The organism is Paraburkholderia sp. J63 (assembly GCF_905220245.1).
In the GTDB taxonomy this organism is placed as follows: Bacteria; Pseudomonadota; Gammaproteobacteria; order Burkholderiales; family Burkholderiaceae; genus Paraburkholderia.
In genome coordinates this window covers 54,228-70,994 of sequence record NZ_CAJMZF010000044.1, presented here as the reverse complement: position 1 = coordinate 70,994, position 16,767 = coordinate 54,228, and the positions used below count along the sequence as shown (strand labels likewise).

Below are 16,767 nucleotides of genomic sequence, written 5' to 3'. Positions count from 1 at the left end.
CTGCTGGGCGCGCAGTTTATCTACTCGTTCTGACGAGTGCGCAGCGGGCGGCGCGCGGGTTGAACCACCCCCGCCGCCCGCATTTTTTTGTACTCTTCCCCTATGCTCAAATTCGCCAATCAGCCTCATGCGCCTTCGTGGTACGCGGCCACCGTCAACGACACTGCCAGCCATCCAGTGCTGCAAGGCACGCTCGACGCCGACGTCTGCGTGATCGGCGCGGGTCTCACGGGTGTGTCGGCGGCGCTCAATCTCGCCGAGCGCGGCTATCGTGTCGCGCTGCTCGAAGCGTCGAAGGTCGGATGGGCCGCGAGCGGGCGCAACGGCGGGCAATTGATCGGCGGCTTCGCGTGCGGTATCGACACGTTCGCGCAATTCATGAACGAAGACGAGGTCAAGCAGATCTGGGCCATGGGCCTCGAAACGCTCGACATCGTGAAGTCGCGCGTGGCGAAGCACAAGATCGATTGCGCGCTCACGCCGGGCTATTTCACCGCCGCGAACAAGCCGCGCGACGTGGACGAACTCAAGCGCTGGCGCGACGAGGCGGCCACGCGCTTCGGCTACGAGCGGTTCGGCTATGTCGATGGCGACGGCGTGGGCCGCTACGTGAAATCGGCGCGCTATCCGGGCGGCCTCTACGATCCCGATAGCGGGCATCTGCATCCGCTCAACTACACGCTCGGTCTTGCGCGCGCGGCGCGCGACGCGGGCGTGCAGATCTTCGAAGACAGCGCGGTCACGCGCATTCGCGACGAACAGGGCGGGCATGCGATCGAAACGGCGCAGGGCAAGGTGCGCGCGAAGTTCGTCGTGCTCGCGTGCAACACCTGGCTCGGCACGCTGGCGCCGCAGCTCGCGCGCAAGATCATGCCGGTGGGCACCTATGTGATCGCGACCGAGCCGCTCGGCGCCGCGCGCATGGCCGCGCTGATGCCGGCGCAGGCGGCCGTCTGCGATAGCCGCTTCGTGCTCGACTACTTCCGGCCCGCGCCCGACTCGCGCCTCCTCTGGGGCGGCAAGGTGAGCTACTCGAAGCTGCAGCCGCGCAATCTGGCCGAGGCGATGCGCAACGACATGCTCAAGACCTTCCCGCAACTCGCCGACGTGAAGGTCGATTACGCGTGGGGCGGCTTCGTCGACATCACGATGAACCGCGCGCCGCATTTCGGCCGCCTCTCGCCGACGATGTATTTCGCGCAGGGCTTCTCCGGCCACGGCGTGAACACCACGGGCCTCGCGGGCACGCTGATCGCCGAGGCCATTCACGGCCAGGCCGCGCGCTTCGACCTGTTCGGCAAGATCCGCCACCGCGACTTCCCCGGCGGCGCTACACTGCGAACCCCGGCCCTCGTGCTTGCGATGGCGTGGTACCGAATGAAGGACCTGATTTAAAGGCTGTTCTCCTATGACACTCGACCTCGACGCCCAGGCGGACGTGCTCGCCCGCCACTCGTACTACGAAGCCACCGCCACGCGCCCCGCCGCCGACGACCCCGTGCTCGAAGGCACGCTCGACGCCGACGTCTGCGTGATCGGCGCGGGCTTCGCGGGGCTCTCGGTGGCGCTCGAGTGCCGCGCGCGCGGGCTCTCGGTCGTCGTGCTCGACGCGCACCGGCCCGGCTGGGGCGCCTCCGGGCGCAACGGCGGGCAGACGCTCGTGGGCTTCGCGAAAGACGAGGTGCTCGAAAAGCAGCTTGGCGAAGCGGGCATACGCGCGGCATGGGCGCTGTCCATCGAGGGCGTCGGGCTCGTGAAGGAGCGCGTCGCGCGCTACGGCATCGACTGCGATTTCACGCCGGGCTACGTGACGGTGGCGACCAAGCCCAAGCGCGTGCCCGATCTGCGCACGTGGATGGACGCCGCGCGCACGCGCTGGGGCTATGACAAGCTCGAATGGCTCGACACCGACGCCACGCGTGCGCGCGTGAATTCGCAGCGCTATCTGGCGGGTGTCTACGACCCCATCTCGGGGCATCTGCATCCGCTCAAGTATTGCCTCGGTCTGGCCGATGCCGCGCGCCACGAAGGCGCTCGGCTCTTCGCGCATTCGCGCGTGCTCGATGTGGTGCGCGGCGCGAAGCCCGTGGTGAAGACCGCGCGCGGCGAAGTGCGCTGCCGCTTCGTGGTGTCGTGCTGCAACGCCGCGCCCGGCGGCGTACTGCCCGCGCCCGTGGCCGCGCGCATCGCGCCGATTGCCTCGTACATCATCGCGACCGCGCCGCTCGAACGCGCGCGCGCCGACGCCCTCATACCCGGTCGCGCGGCCATTTGCGACAACAACTTTTTTCTCGACTACTTCCGCCTTTCCGCCGACGACCGCTTGCTGTTCGGCGGCCGCGCCGACTCGACGGGCGCCGCGCCCGCGCAGCTCACCGAGGCGATGAAGCAACGCATGACCGGCGTGTTTCCGCAGCTCGAAGGCGTGGGTGTGGAATACGCGTGGGGCGGCTTCGTGGACGTCACGCGCAATCGCGCGCCCGACTTTGGCGCCGTCGATCCGAATTATTACTACGTGCAGGGCTTTTCGGGGCACGGCGTGGCGCTCACGGGGATTGCCGGGCGCGTGGTCGCCCAGGCCATCGCGGGCGAGCGCGCATCGTTCGAGCTGTTTTCGCGCGTGCGTCACGCGCGTTTCCCCGGCGGCCCCGCGTGGCGCCGGCCCGCGCTCGAGATCGGGATGATGTATCACCGGCTGATGGAGATGTTCTAGAGGATCACTAACTGATCGCTCTCGACGCGCTGTTCGAGCATCTCCCTCAACACTCCCGCCAGCGTCGCCATGAGCGCATCCGAAGCCTCCGGCGTCGCCTCCGCATAGCCCAGCAGGAAGCCGTTATAGCGCACCGGATCGCGTCGATCGGGTCCATCGTGCCCATCCGCTCCATCGAGACAATACGCACTGAGCGGCGAAAGCGCGAGACCGTGCTCGCGCGCTGCCTCGCTCACGGCCACGTCGGCGAGCGGCGCATCGAGGCGCACGCTCAGGTGCATGCCGCCCGCGTCGGCGGACACCGTGATGAGCCCCGCCAGATGCTTTTCGATCGCGGCCACGAGGCCGTCGCGCCGCGTCTCGTAGAGCTTGCGCATGCGGCGCAGATGCCGCGCGTAGCGGCCGCTTTCGATGAAATCCGCGAGCGCCGCCTGCTCGGCCACGCGGCCCTGGCGCATGAGCGTGCGATGCGCCGTGGCCACCTGCGCCACCGCCTGGCGCGGCACGATCATGAAGCCGATGCGCAGCGCCGGAAAAAGCGTCTTGCTGAAGGTGCCGAGATAGATCACGGGCGTATCGTCGGCGAGGCCCTGGATCGACGGTAGCGGCGGGCCGTCGTGGCGCAGCTCGCTGTCGTAATCGTCTTCGATGATCCAGGCGCCGCACGCGCGTGCGTGCTCGATCAGCGCGAGGCGCCGCTCGAGGCTCAGCACGCAGCCGAGCGGATATTGGTGCGAGGGCGTGAGGTACACGAGACGCGGCGGCGCCTCGCGCCAGTCGTCTTCGCGCGCGGCCATGCCCGCTGCGTCCACGGGCACCGGCACGAGCGAGAGGCCCGCCATCAGCATCGCCACGCGCGCGCCCAGATAGCCGGGATTCTCGATCCAGACGCGCTCGCCCGCGTCCGCGAAAAAGTGCGCGCAAAGATTGAGGCTCGTTTGCGTGCCGTCCGTGATGAACACCTGATCGGGCTGGCAGCGCACGCCGCGCGAGACGCGCACGTATTGCGCGATCGCCTGGCGCAACACCGGCAGACCTGCGCTCTCGCCATAGCCCAGTTCGCTCGCATCGACCTCGCGCATAGCGCGCTCGACGGCCGTGCGCCACTGTGCGAGCGGGAAGGCGTCGAGCGCGGGCGTGCCGGGCCGCAGCGCCGCGGCCGCGTCGGCCGACGCGCGGCGCGGCGGCAATTCGCGCACGCGGCGCGCGAGCAGGCGCGCGGTGTCCGCGGTGTCGCCAGGCGGCTCCGCGCGCGCGGCAGGCTGCGCCGCCGCAGGCTTCACGTGATTGACGATGGAGCCGTGGCGCGTGGCCGTGACGAAACCCTCCTCCACGAGCCGCTCATAGGCGTAGAGCACCGAATTACGCGCGATGCCAAGCTCTTCGGCCAGCGTGCGGCTCGAAGCGAGGCGCGTGCCGCACACGATATCGCCGTCGAGAATCGCGCGGCGCAGGCTCTCGTAGAGCAAGTCCTGTTGCGTGAGCCGTCGCGACACGCTCGTGCGCGCATGGCGCTCGTAGGCCGTCATCATCAGCGCGTAGTCCAATCTCGTGGCTCCATGTTTTGTGGCTTGAGTGGGACTAACAATGGTGCCACAAAACGCTTACGCTGATCGAATGCGAACAACAGACGCCCGCAAGGAGAACGATTTTGAGCCCGACGATTCACGTACGCCCCGTCACGCCCGCCGATTACGACGCATGGCGCCCGCTCTGGGACGGCTATAACCGCTTCTATGGCCGCTCCGGCGCGACCGCGCTGCCCGAGCCGATCACGCAAACCACGTGGACGCGCTTCTTCGACGGCTATGAGCCCACGCACGCGTTCGTCGCGCTGCAGGGCGAGCGCGTGGTCGGCCTCGTGCATTTCCTCTATCACCGCAGCACCACGCTCGACGGCCCGGTCTGCTATCTGCAGGATCTCTTCACGAATGAGGACGCACGCGGCAAGGGCGTGGGCCGCGCGCTGATCGAAGCGGTCTATGCGCACGCGAAGGCGTCGAACTCGGCGCGCGTCTACTGGCACACGCACGAGACGAATCACACGGCCATGCGCCTCTACGACGGCGTCGCCGAGAAGCCGGGCTTCGTCATGTATAACAAGAAGGTATGAAGCGCTAACCGAGGCGCGGCCTCAATCGAGGTCGCTCACGAGCGAAGCACGCACCGCGCCGTCGATGATCTGGTCGGGCACGCGATAGTTCGGATGATCGCAGCCGACCGTGAGCGCCGCGCCCTCGCGCAGGCGCTTTTTCATTGGCGGCGTGAGTTCGAAGCGCACGAAGTGCACCGCCGAGGTTTTCTCGGCGTTGTCGCGTTCGAGGTCTTCATCGGCGATCGCGTAGACGGGCGGCTCGCCTTCCACCTGCACGAATACGCGGTCCTCGATACCGATGAGCCGCGTCAGCGCCGCACGCCGCTCGATCTCGTTCTCATACTCGATCTGCAGGGTCGCCTTCAGGTTGCTGCCGTTGGGCACGAGCGGCAGATAGGCATCGAGCTCGCCCTGAATGCCCTCTTCGTCGAAGATCTTCTCGATGTGCAGCATCTCCTGGATCTGGTAGCGGATGGTCGCTTCGTCCTCGAAGAGAAAGGTGAGGTGATTGCCCAGCGCCACGGCGCGGCGCTTCTTGTGCTCGATGATGCGGTTACGCATCTCGGTGCGCTGCTTTGCATAGGCTTCCAGCGAGAGCAGCGAGTTTCTGGCGATCGTCATCAAGGGTGCCTCATGCGTGAATGCTTCGGTCCGGCCCGATGCCCTGGCCTCGCGCGCCGGATCCGGTTACCTGGTTATCCTGATCAAATTCCATAGGCTCGGCGCAGCAGTGTGAGCGGATGCGCAAGCGGCGGCCCGCCCTGCGCGTTGCCCAGCTTGTTCTCGTCGATGCCCTGCGCGATGTGATGCCCCGCGAGCTGGCAATCCGAGGAGATGAAATCGGGCTCGCCCTGCGCCATCTGCTTGAACACGGGCGTACCGATCTTCATCGCCATCGCGTGAAATTCCTTTTTCACGCCGAACGTGCCCGCGTGCCCCGAGCAGCGCTCCACCACGTTGACCTTCGTTTCGGGCACGAGCGAAAGCAGGTCGAACGTCTTGCGGCCGATGTTCTGCACGCGCGCGTGGCAGGGCACGTGATACGAGACGTTGCCGAGCGGCGTGCGGAAATCGGTCTTCAGCAGGCCGTCGCGATGGCGCGCCACGAAGTATTCGAACGGGTCCCAGAACGCTTCGCTCACGGCGCGCGTGTCGGCGTCGTCGGGGAACATGAGCGGCAGCTCGTGCTTGTACATCAGCACGCAGCTCGGCACCGCGCCCAGCAGCGCGTAGCCCTCGCGCGCGTACTGCGCGAGCACCGGCATATTCGTGGCCTGCTTCTTCGCCACGCCTTCGAGGTTGCCCTGCTCCAGCAAGGGCATGCCGCAGCACGCCTCGGTCTTCACCAGCACGTAGGGAATGGCGTTGTGATCGAGCACCGCCAGCAGATCGTGGCCGATGCCGGGCTCGTTGAAGTTCACGTAGCAGGTGGCGTAGATCGCGACCTTGCCCGGAGTGCGCTCGCCGTCGCGCACTTCGCTCGCGCTGGCCTTGCGCGCCGCGCTGCGGAATTTGCGCGCGGCGAACGACGGCAGCCACGCGTGACGGTCCACGCCGAGCGCGTCCTCCATCACCGCGCGCATCGCCTTCGTGCCGTTCACCGCGTTGACGGTTTGCGTGACCACGGGAATGCCCGCGAGATGGCCGAGCGCGTCGGTGTTCGAGAGCACGCGGTCGCGCAGTTGCACGGTGCCATTGCGGTAATGAATCGCCTTCGCGCGCAGCATCAGATGCGGAAAATCCACGTTCCACGGATGCGGCGGCACATAGGGACACTTCGTCATGTAGCAGAGGTCGCACAGATAGCACTGGTCGACGACTTTCGAAAACTGGGCCTTGTCAACGTCGTGGGCTTCGCCGCTATCGGTTTCGTCGACGAGATCGAAGAGCGCGGGAAACGCGCCGCAAAGCGAAACGCAGCGCCGGCACCCCGCGCAGATGTCGAATACGCGCGCGAGCTCGGTGTCGAGCTGCGCCTGATCGTAGAACGCGTCGGATCGCCAGTCGAGCGGATGGCGGGTCGGCGCTTCGAGACTGCCTTCCTTGTGGGGCATGACGTCTCCTGTTCTTGTCTGGTTTTCTAGCCGTTTCTTCTGGTTATAAGGGAGCGTTCGCGCGACGAGACGCGCGCACGCCCGCGCGCGGGCGCTTGCCCCGCGCGGCGGGCCGGAAATCCGCGCCGGCGGCTCTAGTCGGCCAGGCTTTCCAGCGCCTTCGTGTAGCGGTTCGCGTGGCTGCGCTCCGCCTTGGCGAGCGTCTCGAACCAGTTGGCGATTTCGTCGAAGCCTTCGTCGCGTGCAACTTTGGCCATGCCCGGATACATGTCGGTGTATTCGTGCGTTTCGCCCGCGATCGCCGATTGCAGGTTCTGGCGCGAGCTGCCGAAAGGCAGACCCGTGGCCGGATCGCCGACGGTTTCCAGATACTCGAGGTGGCCGTGCGCGTGGCCGGTTTCGCCTTCGGCGGTCGAGCGGAACAGCGCGGCGACGTCGTTCTGGCCTTCCACGTCGGCCTTGGCTGCGAAATAGAGGTAGCGCCGGTTCGCCTGCGATTCGCCTGCGAAGGCGTCCTTGAGGTTTTGTTCCGTCTTCGAGCCTTTTAGCTGTGCCATCTGTGCCTCCTTCAATCTGCCTGATTTGTGGGGGACGCGGCGCTGCGCATCTTCGTGCGGTGCAGCAGAACATGACTGCGGACTACGCCGCTCTATCAATCTAGGAAATGTCGTTTGCGTTCCCAATTGTGATTTTCAATCCCGCCGATAGCCGCCCGATCGACTGATCGACCGACCGCTCAGTCGGCTGTCCGGTGGCGCCCCAGTGGCCGCTCGAGCAGTTTCCAGCCAACCGGGCGACGCCGTGCCGCACGCGCTCGATGCCTTATGTAGCCGGGGCTGACGGACGGTATGTCCCAATATATGAATAAACGACTTGAACACCGATCCATCCGTCCTACACTAAGACTTCGGCCTGATTCGCACGCCCGCCCAGCGCGCCCTTTCGAGGCCAACTTCGGAGCTCACATGCGACTGACCATTCTGATCAACGGCCCGGACCCGACCGTGAATCACGACTATGCTGTGCTTTGGCTCGACACCGACCAGCAACGCTGGTCTCGCGAGTCGCACGAAGGCATCGACCTCCCCGCCTGGGGCGAGATGCGCGATTCAAATGGTGTAACGGCGCTTTGCGCGCCGCTCGACGATTCTCCCCTCTGCACCCTGCGCGGCCTGTATGTGAACCGCCGCCAGGAAATCAGCTCGGCACACGGCGACGCTACGTGGTCGTGTGAAACCTCGCACGCGCCCATGGAAGGCCAATGGCGTCTGCAGGCCGTGGACCGCCAGATGGTCCACGCCGAAAACGCGCTGTTCGCAGGCTAATGGCGTCGCGCCAGTCCGGCGCGTTTCGCTGTTCCAACTCGCTTCCCGTGATGCGGCGTCGTCTTCGCGACGGCGCCGCGTTGTTTTGCCTTGCGCGTACATTTGACCGCCATCGCTTGAGCGGCTTGAGCGCGCGCGCTCGCGGCGCGTGAGTGAACGCTCGCATCGCTAGCGGGCATCATCGGCGTTGCAAGCGGTATTTCAAGCGGCACCTTCGTCGGCATTTCACGCGCGCATTTACACCGGCATTGCAGGCGGCCTTCTCTCGATGTGGCCGCGCGCGATCGCGCCCGCTATACTTTCACGCCCTTTCAGGTCCTTTCAGGAACGCGACGATGCCCGCACGACACGCGTCGCTTGCGCGTTCCCTGGGCATTCCCGACTCGCTGATTGACCGATTTGCCGATGAAGAAGCTGTTTGCCTGTCTCGCCATGGCCCTCGCCGGCCATGCGTTCGCTGCGCCAACCTGTACCCAGTTCGTTCCGGACGGCCAGTTCCCCACGCTCACCAACCAGCGCATGGCGCCGAAGACGCACATGCTCTGCTACTCCGACTACGTGGTGCTGCACTCGGGCGTCACGCACGGACCGCTCTGGTCGGCGGAGCACATCACGCGCGATCACCTCGGGGCCGCGAAGGACATGACGCGCACGAACCGCTTCTTCGAAGACGACCGCCTGCCCGCAGGCGAAGGCGCGACGCTGGCCGACTACAAGCGCAGCGGCTTCGACCGCGGCCATATGAGTCCCGCGGGCAACCGCTGGAATCCGCAGGCGATGGCCGAATCGTTCTCGCTCGCGAACGTGGTGCCGCAGAACCGCGAGAACAATCAGCGGCTGTGGTCGCATATCGAAACGGCGGTGCGCAAGCTCGCGACGAAATACGGCGATGCCTATGTCGTGACCGGCCCGCTGTTCACGGGCGCGCAGTTGCAGACGATCGGCGCATCGCGCGTGCTGGTGCCCACGCAGATCTTCAAGGTGGTGTACGTGCCCTCGCAGCAGCTCGCATTCGCCATCGTGGCCGACAACACGAGCGTCGATCGCTACGAGGTCCGATCGGTGCGCGATATCGAGGCGCAAAGCGGCATTGCATTCCCCGGCATTCCCGCGAACGTGGCCGCGCAAACGAAGGTGTCGTTCAACGGGCACGCGTTTGCCGTGCGCAAGTGGGGGTGGTAGGGATGGGCGCAAACCCGGCGCAGCGCATTCGCGCACTGCGCCTGCATGACGTCGATGATTGAAGCGCCACGCGCCTCACGCCACTACAAATCGAGCCGCGAAACCTTCGCCCCTTCGAGCGACGCGCCGGCCATCAAGCCCGCATTGGTCAGCACGAAGGCCTCGATCGGATTGACGGCCGTGGACGTATCGAGCTGGCCGTTCACGCCCATCTTCACGAGCGCGACGGTGGCGTCGGCGCCCACCTTCCAGCCGCTGCTGCGCTTGAAGCGTTCGTAGGCGCCGCTGGTCATGAAGGCATAGAAGATGGCGCGCGACTGCGCGCCCACCTGGAAGCCGAACGAGCCGGCTGTCGTGCTGAAATAGCCGACCGTGCGGCCGCCGGCCCGCAACGCACCGCGTCCGTACTGGCCGCCCACGCCGAAGGCCGCGCCGACCACCTCGGGAAACACGAGCACGGCGCTGGACTTGCCGATCAGCTCGCGCGAGCCCTTCACCGTGCCGTAGAGACGCGTCAGCGCGGCATCGACATCGGCTTCGATCTCGCGGCGACGGCGAGTGTTCTTTTCCGCGGCTTCGCCGGCGTCGGCGCTGCTGCCGGGGCCCGTCACCGTGCAGCCGTTCAACACCGTTAGCCCCGCGAGCACGGTCAACGATGCGGCCGCGCTACCGCTAGCCGCGAGAAATTGCCTTCTGTTCATTTTATTTCGCACTCCCATTCAACTACGGCTACTTGCGCGGCAATTGCGCGACGGGATCGACCGGCTTGCCGTTCTCGCGCACTTCGAAGAGCAGCGCGCCCACGCCCGCGGCGTCTGCGCCGCTGGTGGCAATCGGCTGTCCCAGCTTCACGGTTTCGCCCTGCTTCACGAGCAGCCTGCCGTTGCGGCCGTAGGCGGTGATCAGGTGCGCATCGTGCCTGACGATGACGAGCTTGCCGTAGCCCTTCATGCCGCTCCCGGCGTACATCACGCGCCCCGCCGCGGCCGCCTTCACGGGCGTGCCCGGCGCGCACGCAATGACGATGCTGCGCGACTTGCCCGGCGCGAACGGCGTAACGACGCTGCCGCTCACGGGCCAGGCGAGGCGCGCATTGGTGCGCGCAGCGGCGGCGGGTGCGGGCGTGGGTGGTGCTGAACGTGGAGGCGTCGAAGGGGGAGAAGTCGATGGTGCAGGCGCCGTATGCGAAGGCGCTGCGGTTGGAGCCGGTGAGGTCGTTGGGGTTTGGGCCGAGGCGGTCGCCGCTGAGGCTTGCGCCGATCCCGTCGCCAGGGCCGTCGCGGGTGCCGGCGCCGAGGCCGTCGCAAATCCCGTTGCAGGTGTCACCGCTGGAGCAATCGCAGGCGCCGACGCCGCCCCAGCCGTCTTCGCCGCCTCGCTCGCGGGCGGTGCAACGCGCAGCAATTGCCCCACCTTCACCATCCCCGAGGCGGGCAGCTTGTTCCAGGCGGCAATATCGGCGGCGCGCTGCTTGTGCGCGACGGCGATGCGGTTGAGCGTGTCGCCGGCCTTGACGCGATAAAAGTCGCCAGCCGCGCTGGACGGCGGCACCTCTGCGACCACGGTCGGAGCCGACGTTTCGATCGGCGTTTCTATCGGCGTGGCCGATGGCGGAGCGGCCACGCTGTCGGGAACCAGGGCGTCGTCGGCTGACTGGGTGGACGATTGCCACGGCGTGATCGTGCAGGCGCCGAGCATCGAAATGGTCACGCCGACGATCGCCATTGCGCAGGCGCGCTGCGCAAGCGGTAAACGCAGGGTCCGCATCGTCAGACTCGCTGGCCGGCTGCGCATGCCACGCTCGCCTCATACGGCTTCGGCCCGGCAAGCGAAGCGGGCGCCGCGCCGTTGAGCTTTTTCCGCGCCTCGACTGCGGCCACGGCGCCAGCGATCCTGGCACCTTTGTCTAGAATTCCCATGACGCACTCCTTGTTCGACCTGCGGGGATGCCTGCGCCGCGCGGCGCAGGTGCGTCATGATCAAGGGTTTGCCGCGAAGCGCAGCGGATTCGCGAGCCTGTTCTGACTCACGTCAATATGAGCGGCGCGCGATGCGGCACCCGTTACCAAGGTTTCATATTTACGTGCGCCGGACGCGCGATGCGCCGAATCCCGGAAAGACGTTTGGCGGCCTGGCGAGCCGCTTCTTATAATGCGAGCCCGCGCGGCGCAGCCCTGCGCCGCCGCGCATCACGCTCAAGGAGGAACTCAAGGTGTTCGACGCATACGCAAACGACGACGACGTCCTGAACGTACAAGGCGACGCGCTCACGCTCACGAACGGCACCACGCGTGTGACGCTCTCGGGCACGCTCGAACTCACGCGCGACAAGCGCGGGCTTGCCGCCGCGCTCGCGCTTAAAGCCGCGCTCGACGGCGTGGTCGCGAAACTGCAAGCCGAAGCGCATCTGCCCGCGCAGATCAAGGAAGAGCCGGACGCGAAGCCCGGCGTCGTCGACAACCCGTTTAACTGAGCACAGCCCGCCGGACGCGCGGCCCGCGTCAAGCCGCCCTAGAACGGCTTGCCTTCGCTCGTCTGCCACGCAGGCATGAGCGTGTTGGACGGCAGCGTTTCGTCGAGCAGCTTCTTCGCGCTCGCCGCGCCTGCAATCGGCAGTCCGGTCGGGTCGATGGCGCCGATCTGCGCGAGCACCGAGGCCTGATCCCAATAGATGTGCTCGTTGTAGAGCTTGCTGCCGCGAAAGCAGATCACGGCGAGCATCGGCACTTCGAAATACTTGCCGGTGGGCGCGAGCCCCGGCAGCAGCCAGTCGATCTCGCGGTCGTGCGTGCAACAGAAGATGAACTCGTCCACCACGCGGTCCGAGCCGATCGTGCGCGAGATCGGGATCAGGCGCGTGTCGGCGGGATTCGAATGCACGAAGTGGTGCGTGTAGAAACGCTTGAGCTCGTCGTGGCCCACGCCGCCCGTCATCGTCGGGATGTGGTTGACGTAGGGCTGCGCGACCATCGTCGGCATGACGTCGCTCGGGTTGCGCGCGACGAACTCGTGGTAGCAGTGCTCTTCCCACAGCGCGTTGAAGTCGTAGATGGGGCCGAGCACGCGGCGCAGCATCGCAAGCGAGCGCGAGTACGCCATCATCGCGGCGGGCTTGTCGTACTGCGGCCGCGCGGGCGCGGCGAACGCGTGATCGCAATCGGGATACGTGTAGAGCTCGACGCCCGGCTTGCCCGCCAGCGCCTTTTCGATGCGCTCGCGCGTGGGCGCGTCGCACCAGCCGTCGACGGCCCCGAAGTGCAGCATGAGCGGGCAGCGGATCGTGTCGGCTTCGTTCAGGTAGTTTTCCAGGCCCACGGCGTAATAGCCGATCGCGCAATCGACATCGGTGCGCGCCGCCGTCAGCCAGGCGAGCCGGCCGCCCAGGCAGTAGCCGAGCGCGGCCACCTTGCCGCGCTGCGAGGGATGCGCGCGCAGCGCGGCCAGCGTCTGCGCGATGTCGTCCATCGCGAGGTCGACGTCGAAGCGGTCGTACAGCGCGAGCGCCTTCGCCATGTCGGCGCCTTCGTAGCCCAGATCGACGCCGGGTTCGAGCCGCCAGAAGAGGTCGGGCACCATCACCACGTAGCCCTCTTCCGCGTAACGGTCGGCCATCGCGCGCATGTACGCGTTCACGCCGAAGATCTCCTGCAGCAGCACGAGGCCCGGGCCGCTGCCTTCCGGCGGCAGCGCCGTGTAGGCGCGGAATTCGCCGCCGTCGCGCGACTTCACCTGAGTCCATTGTCCGTTCATGGGTGTGTCTCCTTCTCTCATTGTGGTCGGCGTTCGGTCGGGCGAGGGCCGGTGGGGGCACGCGGCGCGCGTCACCCGATGCGCGTCACCCGGTGCGCGGAGCCCGATGCGCGGAGCCCGCCGCATGTTCATGCCACCGCGCCAAAACCGCCCGCGACCGCGAGCGGCGGCAGCGCCGATTCGCCGCGTATCCATGCGTAATTCGCGAGCTGGGCCATTTCGCGGTCGCCGCGGCTGTCGCCATAGGCGTAGAGCGTGGCGGGCGCGTGCTCGCCCCACCACGCGCGCAGCCGAGCGACCTTTTCCGGGCCCCAGCAATTGCGGCCCGCGAGCCGCCCAGTGTAGACCCCATCGCGCCATTCGAGCTCGCTCGCGAGCACCGTGCCGATGCCCACGCCAGGCGCCCACTTGCGCAGATACACCGAGGGCGACGCGCTCACGAGCACCACCTCGTGCCCGAGCGCCTGGTGCTCGCGGATGCGCGCGAGCATCTCGGGACGCAGCAAGTCGGGCAGGCGCGTCTCGACGAAGCGCTGCGCGGCGGCTTCGAGCGCCTCGCGCCGCACCGGGCCCAGCGCCTTGTAGAGGAAGCGCGCCTTGGTGCGGCCCCGGTCGGCCCAGCCCGGCGCGATACCGGCGAGCCACGGCAGGCAGCGCAGCGCGGCGAGCGCAAAGCGGGCGCCGCCGGCGGCGTCGAGCATGAAGGCGCGGAAGCTATCGGACGTGGTGATGGTGCCGTCGAAATCGAAGGCGGCTACGACGCGGTCGTTCATGAAGCGGGATCGGAAAGCACCACGGTCTGCGGCGCGAGGTTATCGGTATCGAGGCGGGCGCGCGGCGAGGCAAAGCCGGCGGCGCAAGCCCGTTGCAAGCCGGCATTGTCGATGCAAACGGCGCGCTGCCGCAATGGCGCGGGCATTCGCTCGTGCGCTCCGTGTTGCCGTGTGTATCGATATTGATTCTATCGATCAATATCGATACACGTGATGTGGGCGATGCCGCACCGGACGCCTCACTGCGCCTGCTGCTCCAGCCGCGTCGCGTCGACGATCTCGATTTCGCCGTAGCGCAGCGCCACGAGACCGTCCCGCTCGAACTGGCGCAGGATCTGGTTCACGGTCTGACGCGAGAGCGCGAGCATGAGCGCCAGATCCTCCTGGGGCACGCGCACGACACGCGCCGCCTGCGGCGCAGCAGCCGCGTCGGGGCCTGCTTCGCGGCCCGTCTCGCCATAGCCCGCGACCAGCAGCAGCAGACGCCGCGCCACACGCGGCGTCGCGGGCAAAAGCGCGGTCTCCTCGATCGCGTCGAACGCGAGCCGCAATTTCTGCGCGAGCAGCAAGCCGAACGCGTGCCACCAGGCGGGCGTGGCGTCCAGCAGCGCAACCAGCGCCGCGCGCGGGACGTGAAAGAGCGTGGACTCGCGCTCGGCATAGGCATCGTGGGTGCGCACGCCCGCATCGAAGAGCGCGATCTCGCCGAACCATTGCGCGGGCCCCACCACGGCCAGCAGCGCCTCGCGTCCGGCCGCGCTCGCGGCGCCCACGCGCATCGCGCCTTCGAGCACGCAATAGATGCCGTCGGCGGTGTCGCCGCGCAGGAACAAGCGCTCGCCCGCTTGCAGCGTGCGCACGCGGCCCGCCGCGCGCAAGCCGGCGCGCAATGCCTCGGGCGCGCCGGCGAACCATGCGCTCCGGTCGAGCAACACCATCACAGCGGAGGTGGCGGGCGCGTTCGGCTGCGCGGCGGCACCAGCGGAGGCATCGACGGAGGTGGAGGACACGGCAGAGGCCGGACGTGAGGTCATGTGAGCGCTGAACGCGGCATAAGGGGAACCCGCAAGGAACCGATGCGCGCATCGATCGGCAAAAAATGCCTGCATGCGGACCGCAAACGGCCGGACGCCCTGGCCCGCTCGCTACCCGATTGCGCGGATTGTCGGCTAGCCGAAGGTCTGCGGCGCTTCGTCCCAGGATCATAATCATTTTGGAGACAGTGAGGCACCCATGAGAAACCTGACCGAGCAGCTCACCCAATACGCCGAATATCATCGCGACGCCCGCAATATCGCCACGCACTTCGTCGGCATTCCGATGATCGTGCTCGCGCTCGCCGTGCTGCTTTCGCGCCCCGTCTGGACGAGCCTCGGGACGAGCATCGGCACGTGGCCGCTCCATGGCGTGCCGCTCTCCCCCGCGTGGTTCCTCTTCGGCGCCGCGACGCTCTATTACCTCGTGCTCGACGTCCCGCTCGGCCTCATGATGGCCGCCTTCTCGGCGCTCTGTCTCGCATTCGGCGCGTGGCTCGCGCAGCAAGGCACGGCGGCCTGGCTCGCGGGCGGCATCGGGCTGTTCGTGGTGGGGTGGATCTTCCAGTTCGTCGGGCACATCGCGTGGGAGCACCGCAAGCCCGCTTTCGCCGACGACCTGATCGGGCTCGTCATCGGTCCGCTCTTCGTGCTCGCCGAGGCGCTGTTCGGCCTCGGCTGGCGCCCGGCTTTGCGCGCGGCCATCGAGGCCAAGGCCGGCCCGACGCGCATCAATCCCCCGCGCGGGCATGCGGCGCGGCAGTGAGTCTCGTGGGGTCCGCGCTTACCGCGCTAATGAAATATCCGGACGCACCGGACCTCGCGCCCGGCAGACCGTATCAGCGCGCGAGCCTCACCAGCCGCGCGCCATGAACCGCCGTCAACGCGACAGCAATCCAGATCGGCACATAGGTCCCGAGTTCGCGCACCCCGAACGGCTCGCGCAGCAGCACGACGGAGACGATCACGAGCAGCACCGGCTCCACGTAGCCAAGGATGCCGAAGAGCGCCATCGGCAACAGGCGGCTCGCCTTCAGATAGCACGCGAGCGCCACCGTGCTCAGCACGCCGAGCCCCGGCAACAGCACCCAGGCCAGCAGCGCATGCGAGCCGAGCAGCGCGAGCGAGCCGCCCGCGTGGACCTCGATGGCGGCCACGGGCAGCAGCAGGACCATTTCGACCGAGAAAGTCACGAGCGAATCCGCGTGGATCTTGCGGCGCAGCACGAAGTACGGCGGATAGCCGAGCGAAACGAGCAGCGTCGGCCATGAGAACGCGTGCGTCACCCAGAGTTCGTGCAAGACGCCCACGGCCGCGCACGCCACCGCGATCCATTGCAGCGCTTCGAGCCGCTCGTGGTAGTAGTAGCGCCCCACCAGCACCATGACGAGCGGCAGCATGAAATAGCCGAGCGACACTTCGAGCAGGCGTCCGTGCAGCGGCGCCCAGAGGAACACCCAGAGCTGCATGCCGAGCAGCGCGGCGCTGCCCGCGAGCATGAGCGCGACGCGCGGCTCCTTGAACGCGCGCACCACCAGCTCCACGAGTTGCGGCGCGCGCGAGCGCAGGATCACCAGCGCCAGCGCGCCCGGTGCGGTCCAGATCACGCGCCAGGCGAAGATGTCGAGCCCGCCGAGCGGCGCGAGCAACAGCGTATAGGCGGACATCAGCGCAAATAGCGCCGATGCGCTTACGGAAAGCGTAATGCCGCGCCTCGGCTCGTAAGTATTTACCGACATGGGAAGGCGCCGCGTGAGTAAAAGAAAACCGGGGCGCGAACGCTAAAGGAAAACGGCGCGGGAAAAGACGTTGTCATTTGAATCGGCTATTGAATAAAAGGC

General features: G+C 67.2%; 17 protein-coding genes. 7 read left to right on the top strand and 10 right to left on the bottom strand.

Translation table 11 applies throughout. The annotated features are described in order from the left end of the window. Nucleotides 1–102: 102 nt before the first annotated feature. Nucleotides 103–1,395, top strand: coding sequence for an FAD-binding oxidoreductase (locus U5775_RS32095; protein WP_322062151.1), 1,293 nt, complete (start codon nucleotides 103–105; stop codon nucleotides 1,393–1,395). 13 nt (nucleotides 1,396–1,408) lie between these two features. Beyond that, nucleotides 1,409–2,713: an FAD-dependent oxidoreductase gene (locus U5775_RS32090; protein WP_322062150.1), complete on the top strand. Its 1,305-nt coding sequence runs from the start codon at nucleotides 1,409–1,411 to the stop codon at nucleotides 2,711–2,713. On the opposite strand, the gene U5775_RS32085 is transcribed toward U5775_RS32090, so the two are convergent. Further along, nucleotides 2,710–4,260, bottom strand: coding sequence for a PLP-dependent aminotransferase family protein (locus U5775_RS32085; protein WP_322062149.1), 1,551 nt, complete (start codon nucleotides 4,258–4,260; stop codon nucleotides 2,710–2,712). The two genes, U5775_RS32090 and U5775_RS32085, sit on opposite strands and share 4 nt — an antisense overlap. Before the next feature lie 104 nt (nucleotides 4,261–4,364). Between U5775_RS32085 and U5775_RS32080 the strand changes: the two genes are divergently transcribed. After that, nucleotides 4,365–4,826 (top strand): GNAT family N-acetyltransferase, encoded by a 462-nt coding sequence (locus U5775_RS32080; RefSeq protein WP_322062148.1) that lies wholly within the window; start codon nucleotides 4,365–4,367, stop codon nucleotides 4,824–4,826. Nucleotides 4,827–4,847: 21 nt separating this feature from the next. Here the strand turns inward: U5775_RS32080 and U5775_RS32075 are convergent, their stop codons facing one another. From U5775_RS32075 to U5775_RS32065, 3 genes are all read right to left on the bottom strand, one after another. Further along, nucleotides 4,848–5,429: a DUF3501 family protein gene (locus tag U5775_RS32075; protein ID WP_322062147.1), complete on the bottom strand. Its 582-nt coding sequence runs from the start codon at nucleotides 5,427–5,429 to the stop codon at nucleotides 4,848–4,850. 83 nt (nucleotides 5,430–5,512) lie between these two features. Continuing rightward, on the bottom strand, nucleotides 5,513–6,862 hold the full coding sequence (locus U5775_RS32070) for a heterodisulfide reductase-related iron-sulfur binding cluster (RefSeq protein ID WP_322062146.1): 1,350 nt from the start codon (nucleotides 6,860–6,862) through the stop codon (nucleotides 5,513–5,515). 134 nt (nucleotides 6,863–6,996) lie between these two features. After that, nucleotides 6,997–7,419 carry a rubrerythrin family protein gene (locus tag U5775_RS32065; protein WP_322062145.1) on the bottom strand — a complete coding sequence of 141 codons (423 nt, stop codon included), beginning with the start codon at nucleotides 7,417–7,419 and terminating at the stop codon, nucleotides 6,997–6,999. A gap of 408 nt (nucleotides 7,420–7,827) precedes the next feature. On the opposite strand from U5775_RS32065, the gene U5775_RS32060 reads away from it, so the two are divergent. Continuing rightward, nucleotides 7,828–8,187: a DUF3564 domain-containing protein gene (locus U5775_RS32060; protein ID WP_322062144.1), complete on the top strand. Its 360-nt coding sequence runs from the start codon at nucleotides 7,828–7,830 to the stop codon at nucleotides 8,185–8,187. A 405-nt stretch (nucleotides 8,188–8,592) separates the two neighbouring features. Further along, complete coding sequence (locus tag U5775_RS32055) at nucleotides 8,593–9,369, top strand: DNA/RNA non-specific endonuclease (protein WP_322062143.1); 777 nt, start codon at nucleotides 8,593–8,595, stop codon at nucleotides 9,367–9,369. 83 nt (nucleotides 9,370–9,452) lie between these two features. On the opposite strand, the gene U5775_RS32050 is transcribed toward U5775_RS32055, so the two are convergent. Then, nucleotides 9,453–10,070, bottom strand: coding sequence for a YSC84-related protein (locus U5775_RS32050; RefSeq protein ID WP_322062142.1), 618 nt, complete (start codon nucleotides 10,068–10,070; stop codon nucleotides 9,453–9,455). 28 nt (nucleotides 10,071–10,098) lie between these two features. Continuing rightward, on the bottom strand, nucleotides 10,099–11,136 hold the full coding sequence (locus U5775_RS32045; RefSeq protein ID WP_322062141.1) for a peptidoglycan DD-metalloendopeptidase family protein: 1,038 nt from the start codon (nucleotides 11,134–11,136) through the stop codon (nucleotides 10,099–10,101). Nucleotides 11,137–11,581: 445 nt separating this feature from the next. On the opposite strand from U5775_RS32045, the gene U5775_RS32040 reads away from it, so the two are divergent. Then, a complete protein-coding gene (locus U5775_RS32040) occupies nucleotides 11,582–11,842 on the top strand; it encodes a hypothetical protein (RefSeq protein WP_322062140.1) in 261 nt (86 codons plus the stop codon). 38 nt (nucleotides 11,843–11,880) lie between these two features. Here the strand turns inward: U5775_RS32040 and U5775_RS32035 are convergent, their stop codons facing one another. The 3 genes from U5775_RS32035 to U5775_RS32025 form a co-directional block, all read right to left on the bottom strand. Then, entirely contained in the window at nucleotides 11,881–13,119 is a 1,239-nt protein-coding gene (locus U5775_RS32035; RefSeq protein WP_322062139.1) for a dienelactone hydrolase family protein, read from the bottom strand. A gap of 128 nt (nucleotides 13,120–13,247) precedes the next feature. After that, nucleotides 13,248–13,892 carry an HAD family hydrolase gene (locus U5775_RS32030; RefSeq protein WP_322062138.1) on the bottom strand — a complete coding sequence of 215 codons (645 nt, stop codon included), beginning with the start codon at nucleotides 13,890–13,892 and terminating at the stop codon, nucleotides 13,248–13,250. Between the two features lie 239 nt (nucleotides 13,893–14,131). Further along, entirely contained in the window at nucleotides 14,132–14,830 is a 699-nt protein-coding gene (locus U5775_RS32025; RefSeq protein ID WP_322062156.1) for a Crp/Fnr family transcriptional regulator, read from the bottom strand. Between the two features lie 295 nt (nucleotides 14,831–15,125). On the opposite strand from U5775_RS32025, the gene U5775_RS32020 reads away from it, so the two are divergent. Further along, on the top strand, nucleotides 15,126–15,692 hold the full coding sequence (locus tag U5775_RS32020) for a DUF962 domain-containing protein (protein WP_322062137.1): 567 nt from the start codon (nucleotides 15,126–15,128) through the stop codon (nucleotides 15,690–15,692). A 73-nt stretch (nucleotides 15,693–15,765) separates the two neighbouring features. Here U5775_RS32020 and rarD read toward each other — a convergent pair whose 3' ends face one another. After that, complete coding sequence (gene rarD / locus U5775_RS32015; protein ID WP_322062136.1) at nucleotides 15,766–16,665, bottom strand: EamA family transporter RarD; 900 nt, start codon at nucleotides 16,663–16,665, stop codon at nucleotides 15,766–15,768. Nucleotides 16,666–16,767 lie beyond the last annotated feature (102 nt).